Source organism: Cellulomonas gilvus ATCC 13127 (assembly GCF_000218545.1).
GTDB lineage: Bacteria > Actinomycetota > Actinomycetes > Actinomycetales > Cellulomonadaceae > Cellulomonas > Cellulomonas gilvus.
Map to the genome: position 1 here is coordinate 3,016,092 of NC_015671.1, position 16,140 is coordinate 3,032,231.

The 16,140-nt window shown below is 74.5% G+C and carries 13 protein-coding genes; 3 read left to right on the top strand and 10 right to left on the bottom strand.

What is annotated here, in order from left to right; all coding sequences use genetic code 11:
* Nucleotides 1-46: 46 nt before the first annotated feature.
* The 6 genes from CELGI_RS13715 to CELGI_RS13740 form a co-directional block, all read right to left on the bottom strand.
* Nucleotides 47-1,375, bottom strand: a complete 1,329-nt coding sequence (locus tag CELGI_RS13715; protein WP_013884734.1) for a glycoside hydrolase family 6 protein — start codon at nucleotides 1,373-1,375, stop codon at nucleotides 47-49.
* A 183-nt stretch (nucleotides 1,376-1,558) separates the two neighbouring features.
* Nucleotides 1,559-1,915: a hypothetical protein gene (locus CELGI_RS13720; RefSeq protein ID WP_013884735.1), complete on the bottom strand. Its 357-nt coding sequence runs from the start codon at nucleotides 1,913-1,915 to the stop codon at nucleotides 1,559-1,561.
* 74 nt (nucleotides 1,916-1,989) lie between these two features.
* Nucleotides 1,990-3,918 (bottom strand): oxidoreductase, encoded by a 1,929-nt coding sequence (locus CELGI_RS13725; RefSeq protein ID WP_013884736.1) that lies wholly within the window; start codon nucleotides 3,916-3,918, stop codon nucleotides 1,990-1,992.
* Between the two features lie 117 nt (nucleotides 3,919-4,035).
* Nucleotides 4,036-4,407 carry a sterol carrier family protein gene (locus CELGI_RS13730; RefSeq protein ID WP_041574212.1) on the bottom strand — a complete coding sequence of 124 codons (372 nt, stop codon included), beginning with the start codon at nucleotides 4,405-4,407 and terminating at the stop codon, nucleotides 4,036-4,038.
* 27 nt (nucleotides 4,408-4,434) lie between these two features.
* The gene (gene rsgA, locus CELGI_RS13735; RefSeq protein ID WP_013884738.1) at nucleotides 4,435-5,451 is read right to left on the bottom strand and encodes a ribosome small subunit-dependent GTPase A; all 1,017 of its coding nucleotides are present in this window, start codon (nucleotides 5,449-5,451) and stop codon (nucleotides 4,435-4,437) included.
* 68 nt (nucleotides 5,452-5,519) lie between these two features.
* The gene (locus tag CELGI_RS13740; RefSeq protein ID WP_081465437.1) at nucleotides 5,520-6,539 is read right to left on the bottom strand and encodes a glycoside hydrolase family 6 protein; all 1,020 of its coding nucleotides are present in this window, start codon (nucleotides 6,537-6,539) and stop codon (nucleotides 5,520-5,522) included.
* Between the two features lie 100 nt (nucleotides 6,540-6,639).
* On the opposite strand from CELGI_RS13740, the gene CELGI_RS13745 reads away from it, so the two are divergent.
* Nucleotides 6,640-7,182 (top strand): DUF488 domain-containing protein, encoded by a 543-nt coding sequence (locus CELGI_RS13745; protein WP_013884740.1) that lies wholly within the window; start codon nucleotides 6,640-6,642, stop codon nucleotides 7,180-7,182.
* Nucleotides 7,183-7,191: 9 nt separating this feature from the next.
* Here CELGI_RS13745 and gdhA read toward each other — a convergent pair whose 3' ends face one another.
* Both gdhA and purL read right to left on the bottom strand, forming a co-directional pair.
* The gene (gene gdhA, locus CELGI_RS13750; protein ID WP_013884741.1) at nucleotides 7,192-8,526 is read right to left on the bottom strand and encodes an NADP-specific glutamate dehydrogenase; all 1,335 of its coding nucleotides are present in this window, start codon (nucleotides 8,524-8,526) and stop codon (nucleotides 7,192-7,194) included.
* 130 nt (nucleotides 8,527-8,656) lie between these two features.
* Nucleotides 8,657-11,005, bottom strand: a complete 2,349-nt coding sequence (purL, locus tag CELGI_RS13755) for a phosphoribosylformylglycinamidine synthase subunit PurL (protein WP_013884742.1) — start codon at nucleotides 11,003-11,005, stop codon at nucleotides 8,657-8,659.
* A gap of 123 nt (nucleotides 11,006-11,128) precedes the next feature.
* Between purL and CELGI_RS16960 the strand changes: the two genes are divergently transcribed.
* The gene (locus tag CELGI_RS16960; RefSeq protein ID WP_013884743.1) at nucleotides 11,129-12,199 is read left to right on the top strand and encodes a hypothetical protein; all 1,071 of its coding nucleotides are present in this window, start codon (nucleotides 11,129-11,131) and stop codon (nucleotides 12,197-12,199) included.
* Nucleotides 12,196-13,011, top strand: a complete 816-nt coding sequence (locus tag CELGI_RS16965) for a DUF2599 domain-containing protein (protein WP_013884744.1) — start codon at nucleotides 12,196-12,198, stop codon at nucleotides 13,009-13,011. Before CELGI_RS16960 ends, CELGI_RS16965 begins: the two co-directional genes overlap by 4 nt.
* A gap of 9 nt (nucleotides 13,012-13,020) precedes the next feature.
* Here the strand turns inward: CELGI_RS16965 and CELGI_RS13770 are convergent, their stop codons facing one another.
* Nucleotides 13,021-15,087, bottom strand: a complete 2,067-nt coding sequence (locus tag CELGI_RS13770) for an acyl-CoA dehydrogenase family protein (RefSeq protein ID WP_013884745.1) — start codon at nucleotides 15,085-15,087, stop codon at nucleotides 13,021-13,023.
* Nucleotides 15,084-16,043: a TetR/AcrR family transcriptional regulator gene (locus CELGI_RS13775; protein WP_245528104.1), complete on the bottom strand. Its 960-nt coding sequence runs from the start codon at nucleotides 16,041-16,043 to the stop codon at nucleotides 15,084-15,086. The genes CELGI_RS13770 and CELGI_RS13775 overlap by 4 nt, the downstream gene beginning before the upstream one ends.
* Between the last annotated feature and the right edge of the window lie 97 nt (nucleotides 16,044-16,140).

Genomic DNA, 16,140 nt, shown 5'->3' on the forward strand with positions numbered 1-16,140 from the left:
GCCGCGAACACCCGGCCGCGACGGCCCCGCCCCGCTCAGCGCGACCTCACCACTTGGCGTTGCGCGCGAGCTCGAGCGCGATCTCCTGCCACCACTGACCCGCCGCGGGCCCGCCGTTGCACGTGCCGTCGGACTCGCCGGGCAGCTTGACCCACAGCAGCGCGTCCAGACCCGTGGAGTCGTTCACCAGGCGCGGCTTGTCGCCGAGCGCACGGCCGCGCGGGTTGCACCACTCGCCGTTGGAGCCGTTGCCGTTGCGGGACGTGTCGATCACGTAGCCCTTGCCGCCCAGCCGCTGCGAGATCTGCTCGCCGTACGCCTGGCTGGCCGACGTGGTCTGGTAGTTCGACGTGTTGAGCGCGAAGCCCACCGCGTACTGGAAGCCGATCTGGTTGAGGCGGTTCACCGCGGTGTCCACCGAGAGCCACGACGCGTGACCCGCGTCGATGTAGACCTTCGCGCCCTTGAGCGTGAGCGCCTTCGCGGCGTACCGCAGGAAGCCGACGCGGTCACCCTGGCCCGAGCAGTCGCCCAGCTGCGCGAGCGCGTCGGGCTCGAGCACGACGATCGGGTTGCCGCTGATGCCGGCCGCGATCGTGTCGATCCAGCGCGCGTACTCGGACTCGGCGACGCCGCCGCCGGAGTAGGACCCGCAGTCACGACCCGGGATCGCGTACACGACGAGCGTGGGGACCTTGCCCGCGGCCGTCGCGCGGCCGGTGTAGTCGCGGACCTCGGCCTGCGCGTGCGCGGCGTCGGTCCAGTTGCCCACCCAGTACGACTGCGGCGTGAGCGCGATCTTCTCGATGAGCGTCTTGTCGGTGCCGGACGCGCTCTGCCAGGCGCGGTACGCCTGCGTCGTCGGGTCCACGTACAGGCTGCCCGTGGGCTGCGGGGGCGGCGTCGTGGTCGTGGGCGTCGGCGTGGGGGTCGGCGTCGGGCTCGTCGTCGGCGTGCTCGTCGGGACCGTGCCGGTGCACGCGACGCCGTTGACCGTGAAGGCGGTCGGCTTGGGGTTCGAGCCGGACCACGAGCCGACGAAGCCGAACGCGGCGCTCGCGCCCGTGGCGAGCGCGCCGTTCCAGCCGACGTTCGTCACCGAGACGTTCGAGCCGTTCGTCGTGGCGTTGCCGTTCCACGCCTGCGTGAGCGTCTGACCCGCGGGGAACGACCAGGCGACGTTCCACGACGAGACGGGTGAGCCCAGGTTGGTGACCTTGACGTCGGCCTGGAAGCCGCCGGTCCACTGGCTGGTGATCGCGTAGTCGACCCGGCAGCCGTCGGCGGCCTGGGCGCCCGACGCGGCGAGCGTCAGGCCCGAGACGGCCAGTGCGGTAGCGGAGAGCAGCGCGAGCGCGGTTCTACGGGTGTGCATGGGTGCTCCTCGTGCGGTTGCGGACACGTGGGCCCGACGAGGTGCCGAGCCTGCCGGGTCCGCGCGCGCGGTTCGGGGCCACCTGGGGCGTCGTCGTCGACGCCGCGGAACCGGTCCCGACGAGGAAACCGCTCCGCCGCGGGCGCGCGCGAGCGGTGCGCGCCCTCCGCAACGATTAGGTGCTCAGCCCAGCGGGTCGCGGCTGCGCCGGTCGGCCAGCACCGCCAGACCGCCGCCGACGAACCCGCCGACGACCGCACCCGTCACGCCCATCACGGTGCGCACCGCACCCTGCCCGTCGAGGAACGAGATGAAGCCCTGCCCGGACGCGACGTCCGACGTGGCGTCCCCGCCGCCCAGGAGCACCGTGAGCAGCACCGCGACGACCGCGCCGACCAGGGCGCCCGCGACGATGAACGCGCCGTACTTGGGCGCGCGGCGCACGCGTGCGGGCACCGCGACGCGTGCGAGCTCGTGCTCGGCCGGGACGGGCTCCTCGTCAGGCGTCGGGGCCGGCGGATCGGTGGGGAGGGACGACACCCGCGCATCGTAGGCCAGCGCTCGACGGCGCCGGCAGCCGGTGCTCCGGTGCCGACGCCGTCGGGCGCCGTGCGCTACAGCGCGAACGCGGCCTCGAAGCCCGCGTTGACCGCCTCCGCGACCTTGGCCGGGTGCACGCAGTCGCCGATCGCGTGCACCTTCGCGCGGCCCTCGAGCGCGTCGGCGAGCCCGCGGGCCGCGCGCACGCCGAACGCCGTGACCACGGTGTCCGCGGGGATCTCGACCGTGCCGTCGGGGCCCTCGGCCCGCACGCCCTCGGGCGTCACGGCCACGACCCGGTGCTCCGTCAGCAGGCGCACGCCCGCGGCCTCGAGACGGCGCAGCAGCGTGATCTTGTTGATGATCAGCAGGTCCGGGGCGATCTGGTCCGCCATCTCCACGACCGTCACCTGGTGCCCGTCCTCCGCGAGCTCGAGCGCCAGGTCGACGCCGGACAGCCCGCCACCCGCCACGGCCACGCTGTGCCCGATGCGCGCACGGTCCAGGTGCGCGTCGACCACCTCGACCACGTGCGCCGCTTCGATGCCGGGGATCGAGGCGGGGACCACGGGCGTCGCGCCCGTCGCGACGATCACGTCGTCGACCCCGTCGAGCTCGGGCGAGTCCGCCGTGATGCTCGTGCCCAGGTGCACCCGGACGGGCAGCGCGGCGAGCTGACGCTCCCACCAGCCGATCATCGTGCGCAGCTCGGACTTGAACTCCGGGGTCGCCGCGGGCCACAGCACGCCGCCGAGGTGGTCGGCCTGCTCGTACAGGTCCACGTCGTGCCCGCGTGCCGCGGCGACGCGCGCGGCCTCGAGACCCGCCGGACCGCCGCCGACCACGGCGACGCGACGCGGAGCGTCGACGGGTGTGAGCGCGCGCTCGCGCTCGAACCCGACCTGCGGGTTGACCGCGCAGCCGAGCGGCAGGGCGAAGAACGCGTTGCCCACGCACAGCTGGTTGCAGCGGATGCACGGCCGGATGTCCTCACGACGGCCCGCCGCGAGCTTGCCCGCCCACTGCGGGTCGGCGATGAGCCCACGGCCGATCCCGACGAAGTCGGCGTCGCCCGCCTCGAGCGCCGCCTGCGCGTTCTCGGGCGTGAGGTTGCCGACCGCCATGACGGGGATCGTCAGGACGTCCTTCATCGCGCGCGCCGCGGGGACCATGCACGCGTCGCCCAGGTAGTACGGCGGGAAGACGTAGTCCATCGCCTCGTACGAGCCCTCGTCGGCCATCATCAGGTCGAGACCGGCGGCCTCGAGGATGCGCGCGATCTCCTGCGACTCCGCGACACCCCGGCCGCCCGGGTAGCGGTGGTCGACCGAGAGCCGGAAGCTCACGGGCAGGCCCGGGGCCGCCTGCTTGACGGCCTGGATGATCTCGACCGCGAACCGGCAGCGGTTCTGCGTCGAGCCGCCGTACTCGTCCTCGCGGCGGTTCCACTGCGGGCTCATGAACTGGTCGATCAGGTAGCCGGTGTGGCCGTGGATGTCGAGCGCGTCGATCCCGGCGCGTGCGGCGCGGGCCGCGGCCTCGCCGAAGCGCTGCACGATGAGCCGGATCTCGGCGGTCTCGAGCGGGCGGCACAGCACACCGGGGTCCGCGTAGTGCGGGTTGTCCGACGCGGAGATCGGCGGCCGCTGGGGGTCGACGACGTTGATGTTGCGGCCCAGGCCGGCCGTGAGCTGCAGCGAGATCAGCCCGCCGACGGCGTGCACGGCCTCGGCCAGCGCGGTCAGGCCCGGCACGCACGCGTCGGTGTCCACGCGGCACAGCCCGGGGTTGATCTGCTCGAAGTCCTGGGAGACCGCGCTGATGCCGGTCACCACCAGGCCCGTGCCGCCTGCCGCACGCTCGGCGTAGTACGCGATCTCGCGTTCGGTGAACAGGCCCTCGTGCGTGCCCATCTCGGTGCCCATCGGCGCCATGATCACGCGGTTCGGGAGAGTGAGGGCGCCGATGCGCCCGGGTTCGAGGATGCGGGAGTAGTCGGTCACGGGGCGAGCCTTTCCATGCGGCGACGACGCCGGACGGGGGGCTCCAGCGCCTGCGTCGATCGTCTTACCGCGTGGTAGGTATTGCTCGGGACCAGAGTCCCGGGTGAGCGCGTCCGCTCACCGCGCGCGCGCCGCCTGGAGCGGGAGCCACGCGGTCAGGTCCGCGCGCTCGCCCGAGGCCCGCACGCGTCCGGCATCGAGCGCGTCGCGCCAGGTCAGCGCGCCCGTGACCAGAGCCAGCCACGTCTGCGGGTCGGTCTCCACCACGTTCGGCGGCGTCCCACGCGTGTGCCGGGGGCCCGCGACCGCCTGCACGGCCCCGTCGGGCGGGACACGCACCTCGACGCTGTTGCCGGGCGCGACCTCCGCGAGCTCCTCGAGAGTGAACCGCACCGCGGTCCGGCGGTCCGCGGCCGACGTCGGGTCGGCCCGCCACGCGGTCAGCGCGGCACGGCCCACGGCGGGATCGGTACGACGACGAGGCGGCACGCGAGCAAGTCTGCCCCGCGGCGGCGCTCAGCGCCGCGGCGCCCCCGGACCGCGCAGCGTGCGGTGATAGGTCTGCGTGAGCTTCTTGAAACGTGCCTTCTCCGCGGCGGCCAGGCGTGCGTCGGTGCGACGCTCCTGGTACGCGGCCTCGCGCTCGAGCTTGCGCCAGCTCGCGAACCGCCGCTCGGACAGCTCGCCGTCGGCGAGCGCGGCCTGCACCGCGCAGCCCGGCTCGGCCACGTGCGTGCAGTCGGCGAACCGGCACGCCGCCACCAGCTCGGCGACATCCGCGAACGTGTGCTCGAGCGCGTCGGCGTCCGCGACCAGGCCGACCGCGCGCAGGCCCGGGGTGTCGATGAGCATCGCGCCGCCCGCGAGCGGCACCAGCTCGCGGTGCGTGGTGGTGTGCCGGCCCCGGCCGTCTCCCTCGCGGCGACCGCCCGTGGCCATGACCTCGCGGCCCGCGAGCGCGTTGACCAGCGTGGACTTCCCCGCACCGGACGGCCCGACGACGACGAGCGTGCGCCCCGGCTCCAGCAGCGCCCGGACGGGCTCGAGGCCCTCGTCGGACGGGACGCTCACCGCGTGCACGTCGACCGCGAGCGCGACCTGCGCCACGTCCTGGGCCATCCCCTGCGGGTCCGGCACCAGGTCCGCCTTGGTGAGGACCACGACGGGCTGCGCACCCGAGCGCCACGCGAGCGTCAGGAGCCGCTCGACGCGACCCAGGTCCGGGTCGGGGTCCAGGTGCTCGACCACGAGCACGACGTCGACGTTGGCGGCCAGCACCTGGGTGAGCGACGTGCGGCCCGCCGAGTCGCGCACCAGCGCCGAACGTCGCGGCAGCAGGCGCGCGGGCGTGCCGTGCTCGTCGAGCTCCACCAGGTCCCCGACGGCGGGGACTACGCGTCCCTCGTCGGACGCGACCAGACCGTCCCGCTCGAGCGGGGCACGCACGGGCTCGTGCTCGGCGGCGCCGTGCGCGGGCAGCACCAGGAGCGCGCCCTTGTCGGCGCGCACCACGCGCCACGGATCGTCGGTCACGCGCCGACGGTAGGCAGCGCGGGCCGCCCCGGCCCAGCGATTTGTCGGCGCTCAGCCTCGGGCGCGGCTCAGCGTGCGGCGTTCGCCGCGAGCTCGAGCGCGATCTCCTGCCACCACTGCCCCGCGGCCGGGCCGCCGTTGCACGCACCGTCGGACTCGCCCGGCGCCTTGACCCACAGCAGCGCGTCGAGCGCGGTCCCGTCGTCGACCAGCCGGGGCGCGTCGCCGAGCGCCCGGCCGCGCGGGTTGCACCACTGCCCGTCGGACCCGTTGCCGTTGCGGGACGTGTCGACGACGAAGCCGAGCCCGTCCAGCTGCGCCGCGACGGCCTCGCCGTACGCGCGCGAGTCGGCCGTGGTCTGGTAGTTCGACGTGTTGAGCGCGAACCCGGCCAGGTGCTCGGTCCCCACCAGCCGGACGCGCCGTGCCGTCTCGGCCGCGTCGTGCCAGCCCGAGTGCCCCGCGTCCAGGTAGACGCGCGCACCCGCGTCGTCGAGCGAGCGCGCCGCGTACGCCAGGAGCGCCGCGCGGTCGCCCTGGCCGTCGCAGTCGCCGAGCTGCGCGAGCGCATCCGGCTCGAGCACGACCAGCGGCTCGCCCACCACGCCCGCCGCCACGGTGTCCACCCACGTCTGGTACTCGCTGGTCGCGACACCACCCGCCGAGTGCAGACCGCAGTCCCGGCCCGGGATCGCGTACACCACGAGCACCGCCGTGGCGCCCTCGTCGCGCGCGGCCGTGGTGATCTCCTCGACCCGGGTCCGCGCGTCGCGCGCCGAGGTCCAGTCCCCGATCCACGTGGCCTGCGGCGTCCGGGCGATCGCGCCGAGCAGCTCGCGGTCCCGGCCCGTGGCCTTCTGCCAGGCCTGCTCGACCTGCGTGCCGGGCACCCGGTACAGCGCGCCGGACGCACCCGGTGCGGCGCTGGGTCCGGCGGTCGGGCCGGGCACGGCCGGTGCGGACGTCGTCGATGACGGGCCGGTCGTCGGGCCGGCCGCGCCGGCCGTCGTCGTCGGACGGGCGGGCTCGTCGGCGCCGGGGCCCTGCGCCGAGCACGCCGCCGATGCCGCGACCACGACGCTCACCATCGCCACCACCCAACCTCTGCGCACCCCGTCACCCTCCCACGCCCGTCCCCGCGTGCCCGTCCGTGAGGTGCGTACGCGGCCCGGGTGTGAGGGTGGAGCGATGGAGGCGGTCGAGCTGATGACGTTCGGGCACGGCACGCTCGGTCAGGAGCAGGCCGTCACGCTGCTCAGGGATGCGGGCGTCGCGCGGCTGGTGGACGTGCGCCGGTTCCCCGGCAGCCGGCGCCATCCGCACATGGGTACCGACGCGCTCGCGTCCTGGCTGCCGGACGCGGGCATCGCCTACCGCTGGGAGCCGCGGCTGGGCGGGCGTCGGCGCGCGGACGCCGCGCAGGAGATCGACACCTGGTGGCAGGTGGATGCGTTCCGCGCGTACGCCGCGTACACCCGCACGCCCGAGTTCCGGTCCGGGTTCGACGAGCTGCTCGCGGACGCCGCGGCCGCACGGACCGCCGTGATGTGCAGCGAGGCCGTGTGGTGGCGCTGCCACCGGCGGCTGGTCAGCGACGTCGCGGTGCTGCTGCACGGCGTGGACGTGCGGCACCTCGCGCACGACGGCAGGCTCGCACCCCACCGCCCGGCCGCGGGCGCGCGTCGCACGCCCGACGGCCTGGTGTGGGACCGCGACGACGCGCCCGCGTGACGCACCAGGTCAGATGACCCCGAGCGCGAGCATCGCGTCGGCCACGCGGACGAACCCGCCGATGTTGGCACCCGCGACGTACGAGCCCGGCACGCCGTACTCGTCGGCGGTGGCCAGGCACCGGTCGTGCACGTCGTGCATGATCTCGGCCAGCCGCGCCTCGGTGTGCTCGAACGTCCACGAGTCCCGGCTCGCGTTCTGCTGCATCTCGAGCGCGGACGTCGCGACACCGCCCGCGTTGGCCGCCTTGCCCGGCGCGAACAGCACCCCGGCGTCCTGCAGCAGCGCGACCGCGGCCGGCGTCGTCGGCATGTTGGCACCCTCGGCGACGACGAGCAGGCCCGAGTCCACCAGCGCGCGCGCGTCGTGCTCGTCGAGCTCGTTCTGCGTCGCGCACGGCAGCGCGACGTGCGCGCCCACCTCCCACACGCGCCGGCCCGGCACGTACGTGGCGCCGCGCCGCTCGGCGTACACCGAGACGCGCTCGCGCTCGACCTCCCGGACCTGGCGCAGCAGGTCCAGGTCGATGCCGCGCTCGTCGAGCACGTAGCCCGCGGAGTCCGAGCACGCGACCACGTGCGCACCCAGCGCCTGGGCCTTCTCGATCGCGTGCACCGCGACGTTGCCCGCGCCCGAGACCACGACGCGACGACCGTCGAACGACGCGCCCGCCGTGGCGAGCATGCGCTCGGCGAACAGGACCGTGCCGTAGCCCGTGGCCTCGGTGCGCACCAGCGAACCGCCCCACGTCAGGCCCTTGCCGGTGAGCACCCCCGACTCGTACCGGTTGGTGATGCGCTTGTACTGGCCGAACAGGTAGCCGATCTCCCGGCCACCGACCCCGATGTCTCCGGCAGGCACGTCGGTGTGCTCGCCGATGTGGCGGTACAGCTCGGTCATGAACGACTGGCAGAAGCGCATGACCTCGCCGTCGGACCTGCCCCGCGGGTCGAAGTCCGAGCCGCCCTTGCCGCCGCCGATCGGCATGCCGGTGAGCGCGTTCTTGAACACCTGCTCGAAGCCCAGGAACTTCACGATGCCGAGGTACACCGAGGGGTGGAACCGCAGGCCACCCTTGTAGGGACCGAGCGCCGAGCTGAACTCCACGCGGAACCCGCGGTTGATCTGCACACGTCCCGCGTCGTCCACCCACGGCACCCGGAAGATGATCTGCCGCTCGGGCTCGCACAGGCGCTCGAGCACCGCGGCGTCCACGTACTGCGGATGCTTGGCGAGCACCGGGCCGAGGCTGTCGAACACCTCGCGCACGGCCTGGTGGAACTCGCGCTCTCCGGGGTTGCGCGCCAGCACCTGGTCGAGGGCGCGCTCCAGCTGGTCCTTCATCGTCGGCTCCGCTCTGCTCAGCGACCCATCAGGGAACCGCCGACCCTACCCACGACGCACCCACGACCTGGTACTTGTCCGCCAGGTGGGGTGCCCACCTGGCGGACAGGTACCAGGTCGGCGCAGGGGGTCAGCCGAAGTGCGCGGGGAGCGTCGCCTCGAAGACCTCGCGGGCCTCTGCCAGCGGGATCGTGAACAGGTCGTCGACCTCCACGGCCGGGCCTGCCTCGTCGTCGCCCGACGACGCGACCTCGGCGGTCTGGCCGATCTTCAGCGCGGGCACGCCACGCGCGACGCACAGGTCCGCGAAGCGCACCTCCTCCGAGCGCGGCACCGCGACCAGCGCACGCGCGGTCGACTCCGAGAACAGCGCCTCGAACGGCGTCACACCGTCGCGCTCGCACAGCGCGTCGAGCGACACACGCGCACCCACACCGAACCGCAGCGAGGACTCGACGAGCGCCTGCGCCAGGCCGCCCTCGGACAGGTCGTGCGCGGCGTCCACGAGGTCGTCCCGCGCGGCGTTCTGCAGCACCTGCGCCAGTCGGCGCTCGGCGGCCAGGTCCACCGCGGGCGGCAGGCCGCCCAGGTGGTCGTGCACCACGTCGGCCCACGCCGAGCCGTCGAGCTCGGGCCGCGTGGTGCCCAGCAGGTACACGGACTGGCCGGGCGCGGTCCAGCCGGACGGGACCGCGTCGGCGACGTCGTCGAGCACGCCCAGCACGCCGACCACGGGCGTCGGGTGGATCGCGGAGTCGATCTTGCCGGGCTCACCCGTGCCGTTGTAGAGCGAGACGTTGCCGCCGGTGACCGGGACCTCGAGCGTCTGGCACGCGTCCGCCAGGCCGCGGATCGCCTCGACCAGCTGCCACATCGAGTCGGGGTGCTCGGGGCTGCCGAAGTTGAGGCAGTCGGTCACGGCCAGGGGCCGCGCACCCGTCGTCGAGACGTTGCGGTAGGCCTCCGCGAGCGCGAGCTGCGCACCCGTGTACGGGTCGAGCTTGCCGTAGCGGCCGTTCGCATCGGTCGCGAGCGCCACGCCCAGGCCCGTCGCCTCGTCGACGCGGATGACGCCCGAGTCGTCGGGCTGCGCGAGCGCGGTGTTGCCCTGGACGAACCTGTCGTACTGGCGGGTCACCCACTTCTTGGACGCGAGGTTGGGCGAGCCGAGCAGGCGCAGCACCGTGGCGCGCAGCTCGTCGGGGGTCGTCGGACGCGCGAGCGACGACGAGGTCGCGGCGTTCAGCCCGTCCTGCCACGCGGGCCGCGCATACGGCCGGTCGTACACCGGGCCCTCGTGCGCGACGGTCTTCGGGTCCACGTCGACGATGCGGTGACCGTGGTGGTCGATGGTCAGGCGGCCCGATCCGGTGACCTCGCCGATGATCGCGGTCTCGACGTCCCACTTGCGCGTGATCGCCAGGAACTCCTCGAGCTTGGCCGGCGTGACCACGGCCATCATGCGCTCCTGCGACTCCGACATCAGGATCTCGCCCGCGGTCAGCGACGGGTCCCGCAGCAGCACGTTCTCGAGGTCCACGTGCATGCCGCCGTCACCGTTGGACGCGAGCTCGCTGGTCGCGCACGAGATGCCTGCCGCGCCCAGGTCCTGGATGCCCTCGACCACGCGTGCGGCGTACAGCTCGAGGCAGCACTCGATGAGCACCTTCTCCATGAACGGGTCGCCCACCTGCACGGACGGGCGCTTGGAGGGCTTGGTGTCGTCGAACGTCTCGGAGGCGAGGATGGACGCGCCGCCGATGCCGTCCCCGCCCGTGCGCGCGCCGAACAGCACGACCTTGTTGCCCGCGCCCGACGCGTTGGCCAGGTGGATGTCCTCGTGCCGGAGCACGCCCAGGCACAGCGCGTTGACCAGCGGGTTGCCCTGGTACGACGGGTCGAACACGAGCTCGCCGCCGATGTTCGGCAGGCCCAGGGAGTTGCCGTAGCCCCCGACGCCCGCGACCACGCCGTGCACCACGCGCGCGGTGTCGGGGTGGTCGATCGCGCCGAACCGCAGCTGGTCCATGACCGCCACGGGCCGCGCGCCCATCGAGATGATGTCCCGCACGATGCCGCCGACGCCCGTGGCAGCGCCCTGGTACGGCTCGACGTACGACGGGTGGTTGTGCGACTCGACCTTGAACGTCACGGCCCAGCCGTCACCGATGTCGACGACGCCCGCGTTCTCCCCGATCCCGACGAGCAGGTGCTCCTTCATCGCGGGCGTGGTCTTGTCCCCGAACTGGCGCAGGTGCGTCTTGGAGGACTTGTACGAGCAGTGCTCGGACCACATCACGGAGTACATCGCGAGCTCGGCGGCGGTGGGACGCCGGCCCAGGATGTCGCGGATGCGCTGGTACTCGTCGGGCTTGAGGCCGAGCTCCGCGAACGGCTGCGCGAGGTCGGGCGTCGCGGCCGCGTCCTCGACGGTGTCGTAGTGCTGGTCGCTGCTGGGGCGCACGGGTGCGGAGGTCATCGGATCCCTTGGGCGAGGGCGCACGCGGCCCGGGGGCACGCGGCCGGCGTCGGCGGACCGGGTCAGGATACCGACGTGCCGAACCGCCCTCGCCGGGTGTCCGCGGTCGGATAGGTTCGGCGGATGCTGCGCAACCGGACGGTCGCAGCGGCGGGGGCGACCGGGGGCACGGCCCTGGTGCTCTGGCTGCTGTGCGGCCTGATCTTCGACCGCCCCTCGTCCCGCTCGCTCGTCGAGGTCTACTCCCCCGCTCCACCCGTCGGCTGGGTCCTGGGCGCCGGGTTCGGCACCGCGGGCACGGTGCTGTCCGTGCTGGTGCTCATGGTCGCGGCCGCGCTGATCGCGTACCTGCCCCTGCGCTCCACGCGCAGCACGCGCGCGGTCGTCGTGGTCGCGGTGTGGGGCGCCGTGCTGCTCGCGGCCGCGCTCGCCGGGGCGACGACCGCGTTGGTGCTGCAGAGCGACGTGGCGTTCGACGGATCGCTGTCGTGGGCGTTCGCCCGCGGCAACGCCGTCCGCGCGGCATGGTGGGCGCTGCTCACCGGGTGGGTGCCCGCGCTCGTGGCGGTCGCCGTGCGAGGGCCCGGCGAGGTGGCCGACGACGCCGCCCGCTCCCGGATCGGGGTGCGCACCGCGACGATCGCCGCGCTCGTCGCGGGCGTGGTCGGCGGCGCCGGGTGGTGGCTCACCGGAGTCCTGCACCAGTGGGCGGCGGGCGAGCTGGCCACGGTCCGCCGCGACACCGGCCGCACGCTCCAGCAGGTGGTGGAGGCGCTGCTCCCGGTCTCGCGGGGGTCGAGCATGCTCGGCACCGAGTCCTCCGACGTGGCCGCGTTCGCCGCGGGTGCCGCGGTGCTGCTGGTCGTGGTCGTGCTCGTCGGCTGGGGGGTCGCACGCGGTGCGGCCGTGCCCGGTGGCCGCGCCGCGTTGGTCCTCGTGGTGTGGTTCGCCACGGTCGTCGGATCGGCGGCCGCGTGCGCGGTGGCGCTGCTGCCGCTGGCGGAGGCCGTGGGCGGCTCGGCGAACCTCCGGCTCTACGCCATGGGACCCGTCCTGAGCGCCGTCGGCTGGGGCGCGCTGTACGGCTGGGTGCCCGGCCTGATCGCGTTGCTGGTGGCGCGCGTGCTCGCACGTCGCACGGAGGCGAAGGCCGAACCCGTCCGGGACCTGGTCGAGCCGCACGCGGCACCGTGAGCGGCGGGGCGCGCCGGACGGCGCGTCGTGCCCCGCGCGCGGTCGCGGTCGCGTGCCTCGCGGTGCTCGCGATGGGCGGCTGCGCCACCGGGACCACCGAGACTGCCGAGGCCACCCCGTCCGCGCCGTCTCGTCCCACCGCGACGTCCGACGGCCCGAGCCCGCGCGCGAGCGCCTCGCCAGACCCGGCGGCGCGCCGCGCGCAGGTGCTGCGCGACGGCGTCGCGTTCACCTCGGGCGACGTGGCGCTCGTCGCGCTCGCGCCGCCGGGCACCACCGCCACGCCCGACGAGGACGCACCCGCGGACGACGTCCGGTGGACCGTCGAGCCGCAGGACCCGGCCGACGACGCGCTGGTGCTCACGCTCGCGGCCCCTGCCGGCCTCGAGCTGGACGTGCAGCTCGACGACTCGGTGGTGGTGCGGGGCGCCGAGGGGCCCGTCGCGGGCCTCGTCGTCCGGGGCGGCGACGTGCGCCGCGCGGGTCAGGTGCTCGAGGTGCGCGCGGACGGCCGGGCCACCGTGTGGCTCGCGTCCCGCACCGTCGCCGCGCTCGCGTGGGGCGAGCGCGAGGGCGGACGGTCGCTCGCGGTCACGCCCTCGGACTGGGCGCGCGTGGGCGGTCTCGCCGCGCACGAGCTGGTGCCCGTCCAGCTGGCCGCGGCCGAGCCGGACGCGGGCACCGCGACCATGCGCGGCCAGCTCGCGTGCCACCAGCTGGGCGCCCCCGACAAGGCGACGTGGAACCTGGAGCCCTGGCGTCCCGCGGTCGACGCGCTCGAGATGATCGCGGCGCGCTGCAACCCCACCTGAGCACTCCGCTCAGCGCACGTGCTTCTCCGGGACGGCCTCCCGGCCCGCGACGCGCTCGGCCCGGTAGTGCGCGCGCGCCTCATCCTGACGCTGCGCCTCGGCACCCGACGCGATGGGCGCCCGCAGGTGCTCGGGGCCGTAGCCGAACGCGTCCACCAGGTCCTGCGCGTGCGGCCGCAGCCGCACCAGCAGCCGGTCGATGTACGACGACACCGTGCGCGCGCGACCCGCGGACAGCCGCCCGTTGACCAGGTACCAGGCGAGGTGCCGCTCGACGAGCGTGAGGCCGAACAGGTCGCGCAGCCACGTCAGCACCTGCTGCGTGCCCGGGTCCGTCGCGGCGTGCACGCCCCGCGTGAACGCCTCCCACAGGACGCGCTCGGCGTGTGCGCGCGCGGCCTCGACCAGCTCGTGCTGGTGGGCGTTGACGAGCGCGGCGGCCTGGTCGGCCGGCAGCTTGCTCGCGGGGCGCAGCGCCGCCGCGAGCTCGGCCACCATGACCTCGACGCGGTCGGTGAGCAGCTCGCGCTGCGTCGCCTCGTCCCGCAGCTGACCGGCCGAGCGGCGCGCGTCACCCACGTCGGCGAGCGTCTGCGCGGCCCGGATCAGCGGCGTGCGGTGCACCGCCCGGTCCGCCACGAACCGCGCGACGTCACCCGCGCCACCCGCCTTGAGCGCCTTGGCGTAGTCGCCCAGCAGGCGCTTGCCCACCAGCTGGTAGAGCACGGTGTTGTCACCCTCGAACGTCACATAGACGTCCAGGTCCTGGTGCAGCCCGACGAGCCGGTTCTCGGCCAGGAAGCCCGCACCGCCGCACGCCTCGCGGCACTCCTGCAGCGTGCGCAGCGCATGCCACGTCGACGACGGCTTGAGCGCCGCGGCGAGCGTCTCGAGGTCCTCGCGACCCTCGGGCGTGTCGCCCCGGCCGGAGAAGACCTCGTCGAACATCGCGAGCAGCTCCTCGTGCGCGAACGTCGCCGCGTACGTCTCCGCGAGCAGCGGGAGCAGGCGTCGCTGGTGGCGCTGGTAGTCCAGCAGGACCACCTCGTCGGCCCCCGCACCCGCGAACTGCCGGCGCTGGTTGGCGTACGTCACCGCGATGGCGAGCGCGATCTTGCTCGCGTTGGCGGCCGCGCCGTCCAGCGAGACGCGGCCCTGCACGAGCGTGCCGAGCATGGTGAAGAACCGGCGCCCGGGGCTCGCGATCGGCGACGAGTACGTGCCGTCCGCCGCGACGTCGCCGTACCGGTTGAGCAGCCGGTCGCGCGGCACGCGCACGTGGTCGAAGTGCAGACGCCCGTTGTCGATGCCGTTCAGGCCACCCTTGAACCCGTCGTCCTCGCCGCCGATGCCGGGCAGGAACTCGCCCGTGGCGGGGTCGCGCAGCGGGACGTAGAACGCGTGCACGCCGTGGTTGACGCGCGGTCCGCCGGGCGCGGCCGTGATGAGCTGCGCGAACACCACGGCGGCCGTGCCGTGCTGCGCCGCGTTGCCCAGGTAGTCCTTCCACGCCGCGCGGAACGGCGTGTGGAGCACGAACTCGCCGGTCTCGGGGTCGTACTCCGCGGTCGTGCCGATCGAGGAGACGTCGGAGCCGTGCCCCGTCTCCGTCATCGCGAACGCGCCCGGCACGTCCACCGACATCGCGGCGGGCAGCAGCTCCTCGTGGTGCCGCTGCGTGCCCAGGTGCAGGATCGCGGACGCGAACAGCCCCCACTGCACGCCCGCCTTGATCTGCAGCGACGGGTCCGCGGCCACGAGTTCCTCGAACCGCGACAGGCTGCCGCCGTGGTCGTCGGCGCCGCCCAGGTGCGCGGGGAACGCGCGCAGCACGTCGTGGTGCGCGGCGAGCTCACGCAGCTGGTGCAGCACGCGGTCGCGGTGCTCGGCCATGGGCATGGGCTCGACCTTGTGGAAGTCGGGCAGGCCGGCCACCGCGCGCGCCTCGCGACGCAGGTCCGCGTACTGGCCCAGGAGCTGGTCGGTGAGCGCCGCGACGTCGACACGCGGCTCTGCGGTCGTCGTCAGGGGCGTGCGGGACGGACGGTCGTGGCGGGGCTCGGCTGTCGTGGTCATCGGATCTCCCAGGGCGTACGGGTGGAGTGCTCGCGGGCCAGCAGGCCGACCGGCCCGGCCCAGAGCCAGGCCGCGACCTGCGCGGTGAGGGTGGTGCGATCGGGGATGCCGGGCAGCTCGCGGTGGGCCATCCACCACTCACCGGCGCCCCGGACGAAGCCGACCGCGCCCGCGGCCCAGGCCTCCGCGAGCGCGATGCGCGCCGCGACGGCGGGGTCGTCGGACCGGTCGTCGGGCCCGTCCACGGGTCCGTCCTGCGCGACGACGACCGGCGCACGCTCGTCATCGGTCCCGCCGGGCGTGCCCGCGGGCTCGTCGCGGTCCGCGATCTCGCGCGCGAACGGCAGCGCGACCAGGTGCGTGACCGAGTCCAGGAAGTGCCCCAGCGGCCCGCCGGACTCGACCGAGCCGTCACGCGTCACGAACGCGTACACGTGCGGCGAGGACTCGATCATCTCGAGGTACACAGCGACCATGGCGCGCAGCCCCTCGCGGGGCGTGGGTGCGACGCGCAGCACGCCCTCGAGCGCGCCCTGGATCTGGAGCACGACGGCCTCGGCGACCGCGATCTGCAGGCCGGTCTTGTCCGAGAAGTAGCGGTAGACGATCGACTTCGACGTGCCCGCGGCGGTGGCGATCTCCTCCATGGACACGTCGGGACCGCGGTGGTGGACGGTGCGCCGGGCGATGCGGACGAGCTCGGCACGGCGTGCCTCGCGGTGGTCCGCCCAGCGGGCCGAGCGTCCGTCGACCGCGAACGGGTCCTCCCGGCGGGCCTCGGGCCGCGGGGCGGGCCTGACCTGCGGACGCTGCTCGGTGCGGACCTCGCCGCGTGGGGCGGACCCTCCGGGCCCGGCGGGCCGGGCCGTGGCACGCGTGGCGGCACCCCCGGGGGCGCCGGGGGCTGCTCCTGCGGGCGGCCTCGTCGTCGAGGGACCCGGTGTGATCGGGCTCACGAAACTGAAGGTATCAGGTACTGTGGGTTGCGGACACCATTCCGGGACGAACGTCCCTGGACGACCGTCCCGGACGACCCACCGCAGCGACGCGAGA

Bases quoted from the DNA above. Each gene is read 5' to 3' on its own strand.
- CELGI_RS13715 (WP_013884734.1), bottom strand. From the start codon at position 1,375: ATGCACACCCGTAGAACCGCGCTCGCGCTGCTCTCCGCTACCGCACTG.
- CELGI_RS13740 (WP_081465437.1), bottom strand. From the start codon at position 6,539: ATGGTGAGCGTCGTGGTCGCGGCATCGGCGGCGTGCTCGGCGCAGGGC.
- CELGI_RS13745 (WP_013884740.1), top strand. From the start codon at position 6,640: ATGGAGGCGGTCGAGCTGATGACGTTCGGGCACGGCACGCTCGGTCAG.
- gdhA (WP_013884741.1), bottom strand. From the start codon at position 8,526: ATGAAGGACCAGCTGGAGCGCGCCCTCGACCAGGTGCTGGCGCGCAAC.
- purL (WP_013884742.1), bottom strand. From the start codon at position 11,005: ATGACCTCCGCACCCGTGCGCCCCAGCAGCGACCAGCACTACGACACC.
- CELGI_RS16960 (WP_013884743.1), top strand. From the start codon at position 11,129: ATGCTGCGCAACCGGACGGTCGCAGCGGCGGGGGCGACCGGGGGCACG.
- CELGI_RS13770 (WP_013884745.1), bottom strand. From the start codon at position 15,087: ATGACCACGACAGCCGAGCCCCGCCACGACCGTCCGTCCCGCACGCCC.